The sequence below is a fragment of the Methylobacter luteus IMV-B-3098 genome (assembly GCF_000427625.1).
In the GTDB taxonomy this organism is placed as follows: Bacteria; Pseudomonadota; Gammaproteobacteria; order Methylococcales; family Methylomonadaceae; genus Methylobacter; species Methylobacter luteus.
The window spans coordinates 64,807-84,152 of the sequence record NZ_ATYJ01000014.1 but is presented as its reverse complement, the minus strand read 5'-3'; the positions used below and the strand labels follow the sequence as shown (position 1 = coordinate 84,152).

18 protein-coding genes are annotated in these 19,346 nt (G+C 46.7%); 13 read left to right on the top strand and 5 right to left on the bottom strand.

The genetic code is table 11. The features are described from left to right. Positions 1-127: 127 nt before the first annotated feature. A complete protein-coding gene (locus METLU_RS24010) occupies positions 128-640 on the top strand; it encodes a hypothetical protein (protein WP_051299694.1) in 513 nt (170 codons plus the stop codon). 60 nt (positions 641-700) lie between these two features. Then, positions 701-1,348 carry a hypothetical protein gene (locus METLU_RS0100385; RefSeq protein ID WP_027156515.1) on the top strand — a complete coding sequence of 216 codons (648 nt, stop codon included), beginning with the start codon at positions 701-703 and terminating at the stop codon, positions 1,346-1,348. Between the two features lie 161 nt (positions 1,349-1,509). On the opposite strand, the gene METLU_RS0100380 is transcribed toward METLU_RS0100385, so the two are convergent. The 5 genes from METLU_RS0100380 to METLU_RS0100360 all read right to left on the bottom strand — a co-directional run bounded on the left by METLU_RS0100380 (position 1,510) and on the right by METLU_RS0100360 (position 4,052). Then, positions 1,510-2,307, bottom strand: a complete 798-nt coding sequence (locus tag METLU_RS0100380) for a nuclease-related domain-containing protein (protein WP_027156514.1) — start codon at positions 2,305-2,307, stop codon at positions 1,510-1,512. A 61-nt stretch (positions 2,308-2,368) separates the two neighbouring features. Beyond that, positions 2,369-3,172, bottom strand: a complete 804-nt coding sequence (locus METLU_RS0100375; protein ID WP_027156513.1) for a retropepsin-like aspartic protease family protein — start codon at positions 3,170-3,172, stop codon at positions 2,369-2,371. Between the two features lie 77 nt (positions 3,173-3,249). Further along, complete coding sequence (locus METLU_RS0100370) at positions 3,250-3,534, bottom strand: DUF6794 domain-containing protein (RefSeq protein ID WP_027156512.1); 285 nt, start codon at positions 3,532-3,534, stop codon at positions 3,250-3,252. Between the two features lie 88 nt (positions 3,535-3,622). Next, a complete protein-coding gene (locus tag METLU_RS28200; protein ID WP_196806455.1) occupies positions 3,623-3,793 on the bottom strand; it encodes a hypothetical protein in 171 nt (56 codons plus the stop codon). After that, complete coding sequence (locus METLU_RS0100360) at positions 3,786-4,052, bottom strand: hypothetical protein (RefSeq protein WP_027156511.1); 267 nt, start codon at positions 4,050-4,052, stop codon at positions 3,786-3,788. Before METLU_RS0100360 ends, METLU_RS28200 begins: the two co-directional genes overlap by 8 nt. Before the next feature lie 323 nt (positions 4,053-4,375). Here METLU_RS0100360 and METLU_RS0100355 point away from each other — a divergent pair, with 323 nt between their 5' ends. From METLU_RS0100355 to METLU_RS0100305, 11 genes are all read left to right on the top strand, one after another. Beyond that, positions 4,376-5,308 carry a tyrosine-type recombinase/integrase gene (locus METLU_RS0100355; RefSeq protein WP_027156510.1) on the top strand — a complete coding sequence of 311 codons (933 nt, stop codon included), beginning with the start codon at positions 4,376-4,378 and terminating at the stop codon, positions 5,306-5,308. A gap of 5 nt (positions 5,309-5,313) precedes the next feature. After that, positions 5,314-5,550: a WGR domain-containing protein gene (locus METLU_RS0100350; protein ID WP_027156509.1), complete on the top strand. Its 237-nt coding sequence runs from the start codon at positions 5,314-5,316 to the stop codon at positions 5,548-5,550. A gap of 64 nt (positions 5,551-5,614) precedes the next feature. Beyond that, entirely contained in the window at positions 5,615-5,872 is a 258-nt protein-coding gene (locus METLU_RS0100345) for a CopG family ribbon-helix-helix protein (RefSeq protein WP_027156508.1), read from the top strand. Then, positions 5,869-6,153, top strand: a complete 285-nt coding sequence (locus tag METLU_RS0100340; RefSeq protein ID WP_027156507.1) for a type II toxin-antitoxin system RelE/ParE family toxin — start codon at positions 5,869-5,871, stop codon at positions 6,151-6,153. The genes METLU_RS0100345 and METLU_RS0100340 overlap by 4 nt, the downstream gene beginning before the upstream one ends. Before the next feature lie 17 nt (positions 6,154-6,170). After that, entirely contained in the window at positions 6,171-7,709 is a 1,539-nt protein-coding gene (locus tag METLU_RS0100335; protein ID WP_027156506.1) for a type I restriction-modification system subunit M, read from the top strand. Further along, positions 7,706-8,911, top strand: a complete 1,206-nt coding sequence (locus METLU_RS24005; protein ID WP_051299693.1) for a restriction endonuclease subunit S — start codon at positions 7,706-7,708, stop codon at positions 8,909-8,911. Before METLU_RS0100335 ends, METLU_RS24005 begins: the two co-directional genes overlap by 4 nt. Then, a complete protein-coding gene (locus METLU_RS0100325; RefSeq protein WP_027156505.1) occupies positions 8,911-9,591 on the top strand; it encodes an abortive infection family protein in 681 nt (226 codons plus the stop codon). The genes METLU_RS24005 and METLU_RS0100325 overlap by 1 nt, the downstream gene beginning before the upstream one ends. Then, a complete protein-coding gene (locus METLU_RS0100320) occupies positions 9,591-12,740 on the top strand; it encodes a type I restriction endonuclease subunit R (protein ID WP_036242587.1) in 3,150 nt (1,049 codons plus the stop codon). Before METLU_RS0100325 ends, METLU_RS0100320 begins: the two co-directional genes overlap by 1 nt. A 46-nt stretch (positions 12,741-12,786) precedes the next feature. Next, positions 12,787-13,791 (top strand): hypothetical protein, encoded by a 1,005-nt coding sequence (locus METLU_RS0100315; RefSeq protein ID WP_027156503.1) that lies wholly within the window; start codon positions 12,787-12,789, stop codon positions 13,789-13,791. 1,477 nt (positions 13,792-15,268) lie between these two features. Next, positions 15,269-16,978, top strand: a complete 1,710-nt coding sequence (locus METLU_RS0100310) for a ShlB/FhaC/HecB family hemolysin secretion/activation protein (protein WP_081678968.1) — start codon at positions 15,269-15,271, stop codon at positions 16,976-16,978. A gap of 55 nt (positions 16,979-17,033) precedes the next feature. Further along, positions 17,034-19,319, top strand: a complete 2,286-nt coding sequence (locus tag METLU_RS0100305) for a CHAT domain-containing protein (protein WP_027156501.1) — start codon at positions 17,034-17,036, stop codon at positions 19,317-19,319. The last annotated feature ends 27 nt before the right edge of the window (positions 19,320-19,346 follow it).

The following is a 19,346-nucleotide window of genomic DNA, read 5'->3' as shown; positions in this document are numbered from 1 at the left end:
TATTTTGAGCCGAGCCGGATTTTCAGTGGCAATTAATTCGAGCCCAAAAGCGAGATAAATGCGAGCTCGGCCATTTTCGAATGCAAGCCACTACATTTACCTTTAAGTTAGAACACAAGAGGCTCCCGTGGCTAATCGTCGATTTCAAAACCTAGATAGGAAAACTCAGGCCAACCTGATTAATTGTTTTCCTGACTTAGCCGCTATCGCTTCTAATGAAAGTACGGGCAACTACCAACAAGTAGCTATAACTGTTTACGATCATTGGCTATCTGAAGAAGAGGCGTATAAAGAGTTAAACGATGTTCCAATCGAAAAACAGAAAATAAACGATGCCAAGTTGCACTCCTTTGTTTGCAGCCTTACATCAAGTTTTGAGTCATACCTTGTTAAACGGGTTGGCAGGTATAAACAGCATATAACCTTCAGGGCGTTCACATCTACGTCTGCAAAAAATATGACACTAAGCCCTTTACCTTATTTAGCAAGCTGTGCTCACCGCTTCATGTTCGTTATTCCGTCTTTGAAAGTCATATATGTAGAAGGCTTGGACTTTACACATCATGTGTACTTAAAAAATCAAGCTTCAATTGGCGCTCTGAAGGCCGAAGCGGAAAAGGCTGGTGTATATGTACTCTAGCCTTACGCTCAAGCAGAATGCGCCTACAGCGCGCCCCTTAGCCCCACATTAGGTGTTTTAATGAGCCAATCCGAGTCTGACAAGATTCTAAATAAATTATTAAAAGAAGAATCAAATCGCTTTGGTTGGAAATGCAGTCGCGGCTTTGTTTTCAAAAAAGAGAAGGATGCATTTTTCACGATTTTGATTACGGGTCAGCCGAAGATAAAAAGGCTATCTTGGTCTATGCGCTTCAAGCATTATGACTTTGACTATGTTTTTTGGGATGTTGTTAAGCTTCCCGAGAACAAAAAACAACCGCTTAGTTTTAGGGCTTGCGGTGCCTGGGTAGCGCCGAGTATGGAAGTCCAAAGTGGAAACACTACGCTCGATAAGTGGGAAGAAGAATTCATATCAACAGGAATTTGCAGCGTATTTGAATTGCTTGACCCGATAAGTCTTGACGTGGCGTCTAGTATTACCTCCTATCAAAGCAATCTTGGAGTTCTAGAAAATTACTATTCGCAGCTAATGAAAAAATACCCAAATGCAGTTCGAACCATATGGGTCGAGAAACTTCTAACCTGTCTGCTTGAATCCAAACCAAATGAAGCCAAGGAAATTGCTAGTGCCAGAATAGCAGCAGGTGATTCAGGTGGTTTCAACTACGAAGGCAGCTCCTTCTATCAATTGGCAAATGAATACGTTGATACATCCCAAAATACTTAACAAGTCAGTCACGGACGCCAAAAAGCTACGCTTTATGGTTCCCGCCGCTGCGCTCCGGTGCCGGTTACTTTTAACGTTGAACGACAGCTTTCTGTATTGCAGCCGCCATTTGGCTGAAATTCTTGAATGTCTCTAATTGGCACATCAGAGACAGCTGATACTTATGATATTTGCCTAACCGTTCTGCACTTCGGGAAGCCGGTACATCCCCAAAACTGCTTGCCCTGGTTGTCGCCATTCCGGGCCGTCCTCAATATCATGGGCCTGCCGCACTTGGGACAGGCATTTTCATCAACTTGACGCTGTTTTTCCTCGACGATCGTTTTAACGTGTTTCACATGATCCATGTGCGTTTTGAGCGATGGCTTCAGCTGGCCGGATGCAATCTTATTGCAAATGGCCAGAACCTCACTGTCACTGAGGAGCGGTTGAATTTTGCTTTTGATGAACCGGATGTAGCCGCCCAGATAAACCACATTGTCCGGCATGGGCGTTTTGAAATCGCTGTCGCCGACAAAAACAACCAGGGAAAACAGCTTATCCGTATCAAGATCCAGCGCCGACTGCAGCGTCTGGGTATGTTTGTAGTTCTGGTGCAGCGGATTCTGGAATTTTGTTGTATGCCGGTAAATCTTCTGGGTCCAAGTCTTTTGCTTGGGATCGCCGAAGATCCAGCCTTTCATGTTCTTGGTTTCGACGACGAACACGCCATAGCGGGAAACGACAACATGATCAATCTGCGTGGTGCCGTCCTCGGTCGGAAGGGTCACGTTCTTGAATAGTGTATAGATCTTCTTATCGAGAAATAGCTTGGCCGCTAAATTAACCATAAACTCGCCCAAGATGCCTTTCATGAAGGGAGATTTCAGGAAGGTGAGTAAGATAATCAGCGGGATCAGCCACCAATAGTCACTGATTAAAGGACCAAAAGCGTGTGTCAGGATTTGGGTTGCATCCATAGCAGGTATTCCTTATCGGCTTGAGCTTGATTCATGCTTTGCTTGCTTTTTCGGTTTTTGGTTAGCGATCGCTATAAGTAGTCTTGCACACATGATGCTCGTCGCAGGCAACCGTTTTTTTCACTACGATCGATTTTGCGAAAGGGCGATCTGGCGCCATGGCTCCTACGGGCCTGCCGTTATTGAACGGCTGAAATGCGGGGGAGGGCATAGCAGGGGACGATCCATCTTCTGTTGCCGCAATCGCTTCGGGCATGTTGTTGGCTACCAGTGTCAGCGTATTGCCGCTTTGCGTCATGCGGAAATACTTTAACGTGTTCATGCCAATCAGCGCTTCATCCAGATGCTCGTTGAGGTGAGCCTCAAGGTTTCTTATTTCGGCATTGCCGATTTTCAGGCTGTTGATTCGGGTTGCACGCTCAGCGACTTTCCCTCCGGCCGTGCTCGCCTGGATGAACCGCCCCAAAGGCAGGCTCGCCGCTCTTGCCATTTTTGCCGGAATGACGGTAGTAGTCGCTCCGGTATCGATCAGGAAGGGCATAGGGATGTTGTTCACCAGGACGGTGCCTCTGAAATGCCCCTGCCGATCGGTCTTCAAGCTGATGGCGCCGGGTGTCAAATCAAGCGGTTTGGGGTTGGCGGGCAGCACGGATTCCGGCCCAAGTAATTTTCCGCCTTTTATCTTGCCAAGAAGATGGTCGGCCCCGTACCAAAGCGCGGCTATCGTCAGGACTGGATACAGGAGATAGTGAAGGCCTGCGTTATTTCTTTTGGTGGCTCTGGGTCTGGATGCGTGAAGATTGTGGTCCTCCTGCGGCGCTCTTTTATAACTTTCCCGGTAATAATCACGATCCTGTAGCCCCATAGTGTCCTCGGCACGCCTATATTCAATTCAAAAATCCTTAATATAAATAAAACGGCCATAAAGCCGAGTTCTTATCTTCATTTTGATGGCTGCAATGTCCGCCATAATACTTGAATTATCGTGCCGGCCGCATCATCCGGATGCGCAACGCCACATGATTCCAGCAACTTGCTGTCAGGCTCATGCAGCCCGAAGGCATTGCGGATCGCCGAACCAAGGCCGAAATGCAAACCGATCAGCTCATTTTCCTGCATGATCGCAATGGCGGCTTTGTGCTCATCCTCCAGAATCACCATTAGCCGATCGACCGCTTCATCGACGGTTTCCAGAGGCCGAATAAAGCCTGGCCAGTTTTTAGTCAATTTAACTCAACCCCATAATTTATAAAAAGTTAGCGCGCAATATGACGAATTGATGACAAGGTTATCCACAGATTTTGTGGATAACCAATCAATGCATCATCCTGCCCATTCCGCCGATGATTCCCATAAATATCGATGCAATGATTGCCAGAACAAAAAACGCCGGTATCGAGGCGATGACCCATTTGACCATGAAAACCACCATAGACATGAATGGCATTCGGATGTCGGTTACAATCACGCGCTGTTCTTCACTCATTATTCCCTCTGTTTCCTCTTAATAACACCAAGCCATGCCGGATCTTTTTGCCTGGCTGTTCCAATTGCGCCAGGGCCAGGCCGATCACATCGGTATAGCCAGCCTGCATATTGCCCCGATCGCCATAACCGAACGATTGCATCAGTCGCATCAAGCGTTCGTTGTCATCCTTGCCGAGCCAGCAGGTCAGGTGCCGATCGCCGGACTGGATTCTGGATTCGCGATACCGTTTTTGTTTTTCGCTATTCGTCGCCGCCATAGTCACTCCGTTACCTATAACTGCCTTTAGTCACACAATTCCAATATTAATGGATGAGGGATACTTTGTCATATATGGCAGTGTTTGAGCTAACTTTTTACCAAAACAAAAGTTTTAGTAAATTTAGTATGATTTCATAGCCTGCCAGCGGGTTTTTGTGGTCCTTAATAGGCGGTTTTTTGCGCGATATTCTGTAATTTGCCTTTTTGCATTCTCAGTCTCATGCACTAAAATAGTAATTTTAGTAAATTAGGCTTTCGGCCTGAAATCCCGAAAACCGCCGAAATTTTCCAACAGGTTTCCAAACGCGGCATGGAGCAGAGATGACAAAACCGACTGAAACTTCATTCGAGCAAACCCGAAAGGATTTCCTGGCCTTTTTGAAATACACCAAGGGCCACGCCGATACGACCTGCTACAACTACCACTCAGATTTAGGTATTTGGTACCGGTGGCTGTCCGATGCTGGATTGGACTGGCAGAAGTGTTCGCCCACCGACGTCGAGCATTTCGTTTCGCATTTGTCCCGGGAAGGCATCGGGGCGCACGCGATCGCCCGCAAGATTTCTTGCCTGGCCACCTTCTACAAATGGGCCAGGCGCAACAACAAGGTTACCGAGGATCCCATCTACCAGATCGAGAAGCCCAAGCGGCCCCGGCGCATCCCGGTCTGGCTGGAAACCGAGGAGCAGGCGGCGCTGATGAAAGCCACGCGCAACTACGACGACATCCCCGACAACGCCTTCGGCCGCAGCCGCGAATTTTCGATGGCCGTGCGCCGGCGCTACGAATTGCTATTCGAGCTGATCCAGAAATCTGGCCTGCGCATCAGCGAAGCTCTGGGCCTGAAAGCGCGGGACGTGCGCGTGGTCGATGGCGTAGCCAGGCACGTGCGCGTGATCGGCAAGGGCAACAAGGAGCGCCAGGTACCGTTGCCGGAGGCGTTCGGCCGCGTGCTGGCCTTGTCGCTGGCCGGCCGGGCGCCCGACGATTACGTGTTCGCGAAGAAGCCCGGCGGCAAGCCGCCCGGCGCCCATGCCGCGCGGGCCTATCTGAAGAAGCTGATCGACAAGGCCGGCATCGAGAAGAAGGTCACGCCGCATAAGCTCCGCCACACTTACGCCACACGATTGTTGGAAAAGGACGTGCAGCTGGTGGACATCCAGGCGCTGCTCGGCCATGAGAGCATTGCCACGACGCAGATCTATACGCATGCAGGGCAGGAGCGGCTGAGCAAGCTGGTGGCGGATATTTAAGTGCCATGAACCGCATTTACCTGGAACGGCATGATCCAGAGCAGAACCTGCACCGGTTTTATCAGATATACGTTGTACCAGGCATATTCGGCGATTGGTCGCTGGTCAAGGAATGGGGCAGGGTAGGATCTCCCGGAACCGTGCGCAAGGAGTGGTTTGCTACCGAGGACGAGGCGATCAGTGCTGCCCAACAATTATCCCAAAGCAAGCAGAAAGGCGGATATCACGACTGTAACAAGTAAATAGCATATATATAAAGTATGCGTTATGATTACAAGTGAACCATAACGAACCGGAGTATTGCTCATGGCTACCGAAGCATTTACTGTCAGAGCTGAATCAGACATCGTACACCAGCTTGACCATTTGGCCGACTCACTGGACAGGTCGCGTAATTATCTGGTCAATCAAGCGCTCAAGGAATACCTACAACAACACGCCTGGCAGATCGAAAAAATCACCCAAGGCATTGCGGCGGCCGATCGAGGCGAACTGGTTGATCACGATGATGTGATGAAAGAAATGGAAGAATTAATTGAACGAAAAGCTCAAGGAAAGGCGTGAAAATAGTCTGGACCGAACCCGCCCGTCAGGATCTACGGGACATTTTTGAATATATCGCTGAAGAAAACCCTCATGCTGCACATGCATTGCTTAACGAGATAAAAGATCGTGTTCTGCTATTGCAAAGCAATCCTCAAATAGGCCGTCCTGGTCGAGTAGAAGGTACGCGCGAGTTAGTGCTTACGGGGACTCGCTATATTTTGCCGTACCGTATAAAAGAACAGCAAATTCAGATTCTGGCTGTTTTTCATAGTGCAAGGCAATGGCCTGATAATTTTTAATTCATGTACGGAATGACATGGCAAAAATCAAAAAAGAAGAGAAACAAGAACCCTTAGAAAAACAACTCTGGAAAGCCGCCGATAAATTACGAAAAAACATTGACGCCGCCGAATACAAGCATGTCGTATTGGGGCTCATCTTCCTTAAATACATTTCTGATTCATTCGAAGAGCACTTCGCCAAGCTGCAAGCAGGGCAGGGGGAATACGCGGGAGCCGATCCCGAAGATAAAGACGAATATAAAGCCGAAAATATCTTCTTCGTCCCGACAGAAGCCAGATGGTCATTCCTGCTTGCCAAGGCCAAACAGCCTGAAATTGGCAAATTTATTGATGCCGCGATGGATTCTATCGAGAAAGAAAATTCATCGCTTAAAGGTGTTTTGCCTAAAGTGTATGCCAGGCAAAATCTTGATCCGACCAATCTTGGCGGCCTGATTGATCTGGTCGGCAATATCGCGCTCGGCGATGCCAAAGCCCGCAGCGCCGATGTGCTGGGCCATGTGTTCGAATATTTTCTCGGTGAATTTGCCTTGGCCGAAGGCAAACAGGGCGGCCAGTTCTATACGCCCCGCAGCATTGTCGAATTGCTGGTTTCCATGCTGGAACCCTACAAAGGACGGGTACTCGATCCCTGTTGCGGATCGGGCGGGATGTTCGTGCAATCGGAAAAGTTTGTTGAAGAACACCAGGGCAAAATCAACGATATTTCCGTTTACGGACAGGAAAGCAACCAGACCACCTGGCGATTGGCCAAGATGAATTTGGCGATACGCGGTATCGATAGTTCGCAAGTCAAATGGAATAACGAAGGTTCGTTCCTGAATGACGCCCACAAAGATCTAAAAGCCGATTTCATTATCGCCAATCCGCCGTTTAACGACAGTGACTGGAGCGGGGAACTGTTACGAAAAGACGGGCGCTGGCAATATGGCACGCCGCCTTCCGGCAATGCCAATTTTGCATGGCTTCAACATTTTATATATCACCTGTCTCCGGCTGGCAAAGCCGGAATTGTCTTGGCTAAAGGCGCTCTGACCAGTAAATCCAGTGGGGAAGGGGACATTCGCAAGGCTTTGGTCGCTGACGGCAATCTGATTGATTGCATCGTCAATCTGCCTGCCAAACTATTTTTGAACACCCAGATTCCGGCGGCGCTCTGGTTTATGAACCGTACCCGCAATAATGGCCACCCGCGCAAGTCTGAAATCCTGTTCATCGATGCCCGCAATTTGGGGTATTTGATTAACCGTCGCACCCGTGAACTCTCGCATGAGGACATCCAGAAGATTGCCCATACCTACCATGCTTGGCGCACAGGTGAAGGTGAGTATGAGGACATCAAGGGCTTTTGTGCCTCAACACCTATCGAACGCGTCAAGGAACTGGATTATGTGCTTACTCCGGGGCGTTATGTAGGCCTGCCGGATGAAGAAGATGACTTCGATTTCAAGGAACGCTTTACCGCTCTGAAAGCCGAATTTGAAGCGCAATTGCTGGAAGAAACGATACTGAATAAAGCCATTGCTGAAAATCTGGCTAGGGTGAAGTTATGAGTAAATGGCATGAATCGGACGTTGGAGTGATTCCAGGACACTGGGATTGTAGATATATCGGTGATGTCGCAGATGTCACTAAGCTGGCGGGTTATGAATATACAAAACATATTATATACGTAGAAAACGGTGAGGTAATTGCGCTTAGAGCATTAAACGTGAGAGAAGGTAAACTTGATTTATCTGATATAAAAAGAATTAACAAAAACGTCTCCGATAATTTGCCACGATCTAAGCTTTATAAGAACGATATTTTGTTTACCTATGTTGGTGCAAATATTGGACAATTTGCATTAATCCCTGAAGATGAAATATTTCATTTGGCGCCTAATATTTGCAGAATCAGGTGTGGTGGAGAATGTGATCCCTATTTCGTTTATAGCTACTTTAGGACAAACTTTTTTAGGGATAGTCTCGAAGGCTTTTCCCATGGAAGCTCTCAACCAACGCTTCCGATGAAAAATATTAGGAAAATTCCGGTTCCTTTACCACCCCTACCAGAACAAAAAGCTATCGTTGCCATTTTGTCCAGTCTGGACGATAAAATCGATCTTCTGTATCGCCAAAGTAAAACCCTTGAAACCATGGCAGAGACGCTTTTTCGTCAGTGGTTTATTGAGGAGCCACAGGATAATTGGGAAAGTCAACCATTAAGTAGTGTTGCCAATTTCTTGAATGGACTGGCCTGCCAGAAATATCCGCCAGAGAATAACCAAGAATGCTTACCGGTTTTAAAGATAAAAGAATTGAGCAGCGGCATGTCTGAATCTTCGGATTGGGCGACAAGCAATGTAAAGCCTGAATATATTGTAGAAACCGGCGATGTGATTTTTGCCTGGTCTGCATCATTGATGGTTAAAGTTTGGGGCGGAGAGCGGTGCATATTGAACCAACACCTTTTCAAAGTCACCTCTGCCGAATTCCCGAAATGGTTTTACTTAATGTGGTGCAAACATCATCTTGCCGAGTTCATATCAATTTCTTCAAGCCATGCAACGACAATGGGACATATCAAGCGTGGCGACCTGGATGCGGCTATGACATTGATTCCTTCGCCTGATGAGCTTACGGAAATGTCTAAGATCATGGTTCCATTATTAAATAAGAAAATCGCTATAGCAAAACAAAGAAAATCCCTCGAAAAACTCCGAGACACACTGTTACCCAAGCTGATGAACGGCGAAATCAAGGTGCAATACTAATGGAAAGACTAAGGGCAACAATTGCTCAATATGGCCGTTGGCAAGAGCTTTCCTTGTATGTTGACCGAATGGAAGGCCATCTTGAATCTGATTTCAGCATTTCAATCGAAAATGCCAAGGCGCTTCTGGAAAGCATCGGTAAAGAAATTTGCTGTACAAAAGGAATAACTCTTGGCAGTGCACCGAGTATCAACGCTGTTTTAAAGAGCACCTTCCTCGCCCTGGGTTATGCCAATGAAAACCTGGTAAACCAGGTTTCCCGCTCCTTAGCCAATATTGGGCAGGAGCTTGGTAATCTCAGGAACGAGGTTAGCCCGACTTCGCATGGAAAATCACTGGATGAGCTAAGAGAACGTAACAACAAGATTGACCTTCTGACACGGGAATTCTTGATTGATAGCACTTTAGTCATAGCTATTTTTTTAATCCGGGCCTTCGAAGAAAGAACAAATAATATTGGACCGCAAGACCAAAGTGTTATTGAAGAAGAAACGCTGGGCTATGAAGAATTCGAAGATTTCAATAACTACTGGGATGACTTTTTCGGGGAATTTTCAATGGATACGTATTCTTATACTGCCAGTGAAATTTTGTACAACGTAGATTTCCAAGCATACCGATCAGAATACAAAGCGTTCAGGGAGTCCGAAACGGAAAATAACGCAATACAAGGTGATTGATGAGCCACTTAACAGAAAACGCCATTGAAGCTTTCGCTATCAAGCTGTTTGAACGGCTTGGTTATGATTACATTTACGGACCTGATATTGCTCCCGATGGCGAAAATCCGGAACGCAGCCGCTATGACGAAGTCGTCCTGAAGGATCGTCTGCGCTCTGCGGTGCAACGCATCAACAAGAACCTCCCACCCTCGGTCCTGCAAGACGCTCTTAAAGAGGTTGAGCGCATCCATTCGCCGGATACGCTGGCCAATAATGAAGCCTTCCACCGAATGCTGACCGAAGGCGTCAAGGTCAGCTACAGCAAAGACGGGCAGGATCGCGGTGATCTGGTCTGGCTGATCGATTTTGTCAAGCCGGAAAATAATGAATTCGTGGTGGCCAATCAATTTACCGTCATTGAAAACGGGCAAAACAAGCGCCCCGATCTGGTTTTGTTCGTCAATGGATTGCCTCTTGTAGTCATCGAACTCAAAAACGCCGCCGATGAAAACGCCACGATTAAATCGGCCTATAAGCAACTCGATACCTATAAGTACACCATTCCCGGCCTGTTTACCTACAACGCCATTCTGGTCATTTCCGATGGCCTGGAAGCCAAGGCTGGGTCTTTGTCGGCGGCTTTTAGCCGTTTCATGACATGGAAATCAGTCGATGGGAAAAATGAAGCTTCGCATCTGGTCAGCCAGCTTGAAACCTTGATTAACGGAATGCTGGGCAAAGCCACCTTGCTGGATTTGATCCGGCATTTCGTGGTGTTTGAAAAATTCAAAAAAGAAGACCCGCAAACCGGCATTATCAGTATCAGCACGGTAAAAAAACTGGCCGCCTATCACCAGTATTATGCAGTGAATGCGGCCATTACTTCGACGCTGCGGGCCACCGCTCATGGCGGGGATCAAAAAGCCGGGGTTGTCTGGCATACCCAAGGCTCCGGCAAGTCTTTGTCGATGGTGTTTTATACCGGCAAGATCGTGCTGGCATTGGATAACCCGACCGTGTTAATGATTACCGACCGCAACGATTTGGACGATCAGTTGTTCGATACCTTCGCGGCCTCCGCCCAATTATTGAGGCAGGAGCCTAAACAGGTGGAAGACAGGCAACAGCTTAAAGAATTGTTGCGGGTGGGCTCCGGCGGGGTGATTTTCTCGACGATCCAGAAATTCCAGCCCGAAGAGGGCAATGTTTACGAGCAGTTATCCGACCGTCGGAATATCGTGGTAATTGCCGATGAAGCACATCGGACCCAATACGGTTTTCAGGCTAAGACAATTGATATAAAAGATAACCAAGGCAACAAAATTGGTCAAAAAGTGGTTTACGGCTTCGCCAAATATCTGCGCGATGCCTTGCCTAATGCCACTTACCTAGGTTTTACTGGTACACCAATTGAAAAAACTGATGTGAATACGCCCGCCGTGTTTGGCAATTATGTCGATATTTATGACATCGCCCAGGCGGTCGAAGATGGTGCTACCGTCAGGATTTTTTATGAGAGCCGCTTGGCCAAAGTCAGTTTGAGTGCTGAAGGCAAAAAGCTGATTGCCGAATTGGACAAGGAGTTGGACCAGGAAGACCTCACCGATACACAAAAAGCTAAGGCAAAATGGACGCAAGTGGAAGCTCTGATCGGCAGCCATCAGCGCATTCAAAATATTGCCCAAGATATTGTCAGCCATTTTGAAGCGAGGCAGGAAGTGTTCTCCGGCAAGGGTATGATCGTCAGTATGTCTCGCCGAATTGCTGTGAGTTTGTATAATGAAATCATCAAACTCAAGCCGGAATGGCATTCGGATGATCTGAATAAAGGCGTCATTAAGGTCGTGATGACTGCTGCTTCTTCAGACGGTTCAGAATTGGCCAAACATCACACCACCAAAAAGCAACGTAAAGTCCTGGCCGAACGGATGAAGGACAATAATGACGAATTAAAGCTCGTGATTGTTCGGGATATGTGGCTGACCGGCTTTGATGCGCCGAGTATGCACACGCTTTATATCGACAAACCGATGAAAGGCCATAACCTGATGCAAGCCATTGCACGGGTAAATCGGGTTTATCTGGACAAGCCTGGCGGTTTGGTCGTGGATTATTTGGGCATTGCTTCGGACTTGAAGGAAGCCTTGTCTTTTTATTCTGACGCAGGCGGCAAAGGTGATCCGACGCTGGCTCAAGAACAAGCGGTCAATTTGATGTTAGAGAAAATCGAAGTTATCTCCGCGATGTTTCACGGCTTCGCTTATGAGGATTATTTCGCGGCGGATACCTCGCAAAAACTATCGCTTATTCTGGCCGCCGAAGAGCATATATTAGGGCTGGATGATGGCAAAAAACGCTACATCAATGAAGTAACAGCATTATCCCAAGCCTTTGCTATTGCCATTCCCCATGAAAAAGCCATGGACGCCAAAGATGAAGTCGCCTTCTTTCAGGCGGTCAGGGCACGATTAGCGAAGTTTGATGGCACCGGCTCCGACAAAACCAACGAAGAAATCGAAACCACCATTCGACAGGTGATCGACAAAGCCTTGGTATCCGAACAAGTAATCGACGTGTTTGATGCAGCAGGAATCAAAAAACCGGATATCTCCATTCTTTCCGATGAATTTTTGCTCGAATTGAAAGGGATGGAGCATAAAAATGTCGCTCTCGAAGTGCTGAAAAAACTGCTCAATGACGAGCTGAAGGTTCGAGCTAAAAAGAACCTGGTGCAAAGCAAATCCTTGATGGAAATGCTGGAAACAGCCATCAAGAAATATCAGAATAAAATTCTGACCGCCGCCGAGGTTATGGAAGAGCTCATCAGGATCAGTAAGGAAATTGTCGCTTCCGATAGTGAAGCTAAGCAAATGGGCCTGAGCGATTTTGAATATGCCTTTTATACCGCCGTCGCCAACAATGGCAGTGCCAGAGAACTGATGCAACACGATAAATTGCGAGAATTGGCGGTGGTCTTGACGCAAAGAGTTAAGGAAAACGCTTCGATTGACTGGACGATCAAGGAAAGCGTCCGGGCAAAGTTAAAAGTTATTGTGAAGCGACTATTGCGACAATACGGTTATCCACCGGATATGCAGCTATTAGCGACTGAAACCGTTTTGAAACAGGCCGAAATGATCGCCAATGAGTTGGTGGAAATAGCTTAGTCAAACCTAGATAATAACCTGTATGCCTCATTTATAAGGATGGAGAATGTTTGAAGATCTAATTAAAGAAATGAACCGTCTGAATGGGCAATCAGTTTCTGTCCCAATTGAAACAGACGAAAAGGGATATATTGACAAGCAGTGTCCAGCAGAGGACTGTGAATTCATCTTCAAAGTCCACGAAGAAGATTGGACGAATATCTTCAAAGACGAAGCAGTCTGGTGTCCACTTTGCCGCCATGAAGCGCCTGCGGATCAGTGGTTTACTATCGAACAAGTTGAACATGTCAAAACAGAAGCGCTTGCCATAGTAAAAGGGAAAATTGACAATGCTATAAGGTCTGATGCACAAAAATTTAATCAGAGACAGACAAGAAATAGTTTTATTTCTATGAGCATGACGGTTAAAGGCGGCATAAACCGAACTTTTGCCATTCCGGCTAAAGCTGCTGAGTTGATGCGGCTTGAAATCCAATGTGAAAAGTGTCACGCCCGTTTTGCCGTTATCGGCAGTGCCTACTTCTGCCCCGCTTGTGGGCATAACTCAGTTACTCAAACATTCGCAGACTCACTACGAAAAATTAAAGCTAAGAAAGATAGCATTGAAATTGTCAGGAATGCGTTGACAGAATCAATGAGCAAGGATGAGGCAGAGTTAACTTGCAGATCACTTCTGGAAACCTGCATATCAGATGGGGTTGTCGCATTTCAAAAGTATTGTGAGGGCATGTATGCCAGATTCGGTACAGCGCCATTTAATGCTTTCCAACGATTAGAGCAGGGAAACAATATTTGGTTTGAAGCTCTTCAAAAAGGCTATAGTGATTGGCTAACAAATGACGAGTTGGTAGAGCTCAAGATTCTCTTTCAGAAAAGACACATTCTGGCTCATAACGAAGGCATCGTTGATAGCCAATACATAACAAAATCAGGGGATATTTCCTATAAAGAAGGACAGAGAATCGTCGTATCTGAGAAAAATATTGATGCACTAATATCTTCCCTTGAGAAGCTAGGCAGCGGGATTAAAGCAGCATGCGACAATGCATAGCACACGATCCACTTATGCTTAAACGGGGTTTAAAGTCCATGAATAGCATAGGCTGGCAACCTTATGGCCTAGAAATGAAGGAATCGTTGTCGTACCCCGAACAGACTTGTCATTTTCAGAATGACGATTGCACGGAATATCAGAAGCTGATTGTACTACTCAACTTTAATTCTTCCTGGTTAGGCCTACTCTAGGATCTTTGTTGGGTGGCATCTAGATGAGGCATAAGCTGATACTGATTGTCAGCGTTTTTAATATATGCTACACTAGAAAATTCAATTAAAAAAAGTGGGGGGTGTATTATGTTGCTATAAAATAATTTGAAATTTTCAACCAAATTTAACAACGCTATTTCACAGCGAGTAAGATACATGGAACTAGACTTTGTTCTTCATCTGCTTAATGGCGAAAGTATTGCTTTTCATCTAAATATGGATTCCGGCCTAATTTGGATGCTAGCTACTACCTTCGCTAAAAAAGCAAAAATCTAATTAATCTACAGTCTAATTAGACTTACTTTACCCTGTGTGAATATGGAGGATTCTGCACAGGGTTTTTTATTGCCAATAGTCTCTTAACTTAGAGAGTCAATCAACTATTAGCTAGTTTAGATAACTAAACATTAAGTTTAGCTAATTAAACAAGAAAACTATTCTATTTTCCATAAATAACTTTGTCAAGTTAACTTTACTAAGTCATAACTCCAGTTAAAGAATAGATACGCCTGTTCTGCATTAAAATTATAGCTACTCCCAAAGAATAGTTATACAGCTACTCCATCTCTTTCTTCACCAAATAGCAGAAGGTGATGTCATTTTTCAAAGTCGTTGTCAGCAGTAGTCAATCAGAACCCGCGTAACATCTTGATGGGCGCAAACTAAAATGTCATAGTCGATGTCAGCGCGTTGCAAATTGTCAAAGTCGACGTCAGCACGTCGCAAAAATAGATTAGCCCAGTCGTGTGATCAGGCTCTACTCAGCAGAATATATACCCGTAACCAGCAGTATGAATAGGTTGCGCGGCCCATTCCACGCTCTTGACTCTCTGCTGACATCGGCTTTGACAATCTGCTGACACTGACTTTGAAAAGTGACACGTCTTTAAAACGGATCATCGCCTCCTTCAATTCCTAAAAACAACAAATTGTCGATCAGTTTGGCAAATTTTGCGACAGAGCCCAGAACCGACCTGCGCCTATCGAAAATTAACGCAACAGAACCGACTTTATGAAAGTCTATAGTTTGCGAATTATATTTAGCGTTAGTGTGACATAAAAGAATTATCTGGGCTTAAGCAACTGTCGAAGTTCTATCTTGAGATAAATCTTCAATCCAATACCTATGCTATAGATGATACCAAATGGACCAAAAACTGACCCGACAACAACCTGGAGCTTTACTACACAGTAATTTACAAAAATCGGTAGGCTATAACAATTTTTGAAGATTATCCACCGCATAATGGATTCAAGTTGAAATGAAAATCGCTTTAAAAACAGCAAACTGCTTAAACTCTTTGTGCATACGATTTGCTATATTGTTAACAGCATCTCTTCAGATGGCAGCGGTGTGGGCGATTGGTGGTGCTGAATCTATGGATCGTCCCAGCGAATATAGGCCCTCATTACCTGAGTATAAACCCAAGCAGTCTCCAGAAGAATTTGTTCTCCCACCTGTCCTTGAAAAACCTATCATTGAAAAAGATAATCGCAAGATTTTCATAAAACATATTGTTGTTGATGGTAATACGGCAATTCCAGATGAAGACATACGCCACTTAGTTAACCCCTTTGATGGACGAGAAGTATCTATCAGTGAGCTGGAGGAACTGCGGCAAAAAATCACTCAGCTTTATATCGATCGAGGATACATCAATTCTGGCGCCATTATTCCGAAAGATGCGTTGAAGAAAGGAGAGATGCACTTTAAGATAATCGAAGGCCGATTAGATGAAGTTCGGGTGAAAGGGCAGGGTCGTCTGCGAGAAGGTTATATTCAAAACCGCTTACAAGGCGATTCAGAACAGCCGTTAAACATGAAAGAATTGGAAGATCGTTTTCAGCTCTTACTGTCGGATCCTCTCATTAGCAAAATGAACGGACGCATTTTGCCTGGAACCACACCCGGCCACGGCATTCTCGATGTGGATGTTGTTCGTGCCCGGCCATACCATTTGAGCCTGTTCGGAGACAATTTCCGGCCACCCTCCATCGGTGCCGAGGCTTTTGGGCTCACTGGCTATCTCAACAATCTTACCGGTCTTGGCGATACGCTGGATTTTACCTTTATAAAAAGTTCAGGATCGGATCGTTATTCCGGCGGTTTTAATTTACCTTTGACTGATTACGGCACATTGGCATTTTTCCGCTTCGACGAGGGAGACACTGTTGTAGTTGAGGCGCCTTTTCAGAGTTTGGATATCAAAAGTAAAGTCCATATTCTTGAGGGAGGCATCAGCCATCCTATTATCAACACATTCAACCGGCGCTTGAATTTAGGCGTGCTGCTTACGACGCGCGAGAATGAAACCAGCCTTCTGGGCAGGTCCTTTTCCTTTGTCGAAGGCGTGCCGTCAAATACAAACCAGGCAACGGTTTGGCGGATTTTCCAGGACTTTATTCAACGCTGGGAACGCAATGCTTTCGCATTCCGGTCCACGTTTAGCGTAGGTATGGACGCACTGGGAGCGACTCCGGCGCAGGACAATATTCCCAGTAGCGAATTTTTCGCTTGGCTTGGCCAATTGCAATATGCCTATCTGGTAGACGATAAGGGAACCCAACTGATTTTGCGCGGCAATGCCCAGGTTTCGGACAGTAAATTGCTTCCACTAGAGCAGATAGCCATCGGAGGCGTTTCCACCGTTCGTGGTTACCGGACCAATTATCTGGTGCGCGATGAGGGCTATAATCTCTCGCTGGAACTGCGCTATCCCGCGCTCACCTTCACGACTTTTGAAAAACAGAACAGCATAACGCTGGTTCCCTTTATCGACTATGGGGAGGCCTGGAATCGAGGGCAACATTCGGACGCACTCATATCAGTCGGCGCTGGTTTCAATTGGCAGCTCGAAAACTTTTTTGCCGAATTCTACTATGGGTATGCTCTGAAAAAGCCGCTAGGTCAACAATCTGGTGATTTGCAAGATGATGGTATTTACTTTCAGGTCAAGTGGGACGTGTTATGACAGGCTGAGTGACACTGCTCCTAAATAGTGTTGGAATTAATTCAGGAGGAAAACCATGCGCTGGCACCACTTATTTTTCTGGCTCATCCTTTTTGCCGATTTCGCCCTCGGTGCTGCAAATAATTACACCGGACTGATCAATCAGGGTCAGGATTACTTGCGGCAAGGGCAATATTATCTTGCTCAGGACGCTTTACTTGCCGCTCGGCAGATGGCAGTAACGCCGACTCAGCAGGCTACCGCAGACGGTACGCTCGGACTGGTATTGTACCGGATGCGTCATTTCCAGCGAGCAGAGGAACTGCTACGTAAGGCTATCGACAGCAATGCAGGGGAATCATGGGAGCGTGCCCGTTGGATGGCTACTTTAGCCGAACTTCGGGCTGGGATGGATGCAACCGAGGAAGCCAGCAGCCTGTATACGGAAGCTTTTAATCTCTCCAGCGACGATAAAAAACTAAAGCTGGGTATTCGCCTGGGGCAGGCGAGATTAATGCCTGCTGAGCAAAGGCTCAAGGAGCTCAACAGTATCTATGATAACATCGCTGCAATTCCTACTCCTGAAGACCGGGCTGCACTATTGATCAACCTTGCCGGACAAGCCAGAGAATTACGCGAAGCCGGATTACCGCTAGCCTACAATAGCCTCGAACAGGTGAGAGAGGATGCTGGCCATCAGCCACGCCTACTGGCCGAAGCTCTAGGTGGGCTTGCTCGTCTATATGAAGACCAAGAGCGCTCCGAAGATGCTCTAAGCCTCTACAGCCAAGCGATTCAAGCTACGGAAGGTGTCGAAGCCCATGATTTATTGCTGGAATTGGAATGGCGCCAAGGCCGATTATATCATCGACGACAACAGAGAACCGAGGCGCTGATGGCTTACCAAAGGGCAGTCGATCACATCGAGGCCATTCGCCAGGATATCCCAGTCGAATACCATCATGGTCGCTCCAGTTTCCGTGAGACTCTGGCGCCTATTTATTTGGGACTGGCTGATTTGTTGCTGTCAGAAGCTAGCCAAGCTAGTGAAGAGAGAAAGACACAGTTATTGCGCCGTGTCCGCAAGACTGTTGAGCTAATCAAGCAGTCGGAGTTGGAAGATTTTTTAGGCGGGCGCTGTAATGTACAGAGCGCAAGAACATCCTTGTTAGACAACGTGGCGGCAAATACCGCTGTCATCTATCCAATTATTCTTCCCGATAGATTGGAACTGCTTGTCAGTATTGGCAGTGAAATCCGGCAATATATTCAGCCGGTCGATGCCGATACCTTACAGGTAAGATCCCGCAGGCTTGCTGATAGCCTGCGGAAAGCTACTGACGACGTAACAGTCCATGCTGAAAAATTGTATGAATGGCTAATTGCTCCAATCGAATCCGAATTGAGCCGTAATAATGTACAAACCTTGGTGATTGTACCGGATGGCGTGTTGCGCCTAATTCCAATGGCCGCGCTATATGATGGCAAACAGTACCTCATAGAGCGATATGCCATCGCTAGTTCGTCCGGCCTCACTTTGTTCAATCCTTCACCTCTGGCCAAGCGCGGTCCAAAAACTTTACTGGCTGCCATGAGTGAACCAGGGCCGGTAATCGATCACTTGCCTCCAGTGATAATGGAAGGTGTAGTTCGTAGTGATGAGCGAGGCTATCACAATGAAAGGGAGCCCCGTACCCGGGCGTTGCCGATAGGCCAAGCAAACAATGAGGCGCAAATACGAAAAGTTCGTTCGGCCTATATAGAAAAGTTGGAGAAGGATCCACAATTTATGTTGAATGTAAAAAAACAGCTCAGTCTGCCCGGCGTGGCGAAGGAAGTCGAAGTCATGAGTAAATGGTTGCCTCATACTTTGCTAATGAATTCAGATTTCACTGTGAAGGGCTTCAAACAGCAGGTGGTACAAGAGCCTTATTCTGTGGTTCATATCGCCTCTCACGGTCTATTCGGCGGCACTGCAGAAACCAGTTTCATCATGGCTTATGACAACATCATTAACATTGATGAGCTGGATCGACTGCTGAAATCCGACAAGTTCAAACAACAGCCGATGGAACTGCTCACCCTGAGTGCTTGCCAGACTGCCGAAGGTGATGACCGTGCTCCATTGGGATTGAGCGGCATCGCCCTCAAAGCTAACGTCCGCAGTGCGCTCGGCAGTCTCTGGCCGGTCGATGATGCTGCTGCTGCAAAGCTCATGCCCGAGTTTTATAAAGCCATGCTGCAGCCAGAAACCAGCAAGGCCCAGGCTCTCCAGCATGCACAATTGGCTCTGATGAAAGATAAGCAATATGAACATCCGTATTTCTGGGCATCATTCATTCTGGTAGGGAACTGGTTATGAGTGTTTTTTAACCTTTATCCCATGGGC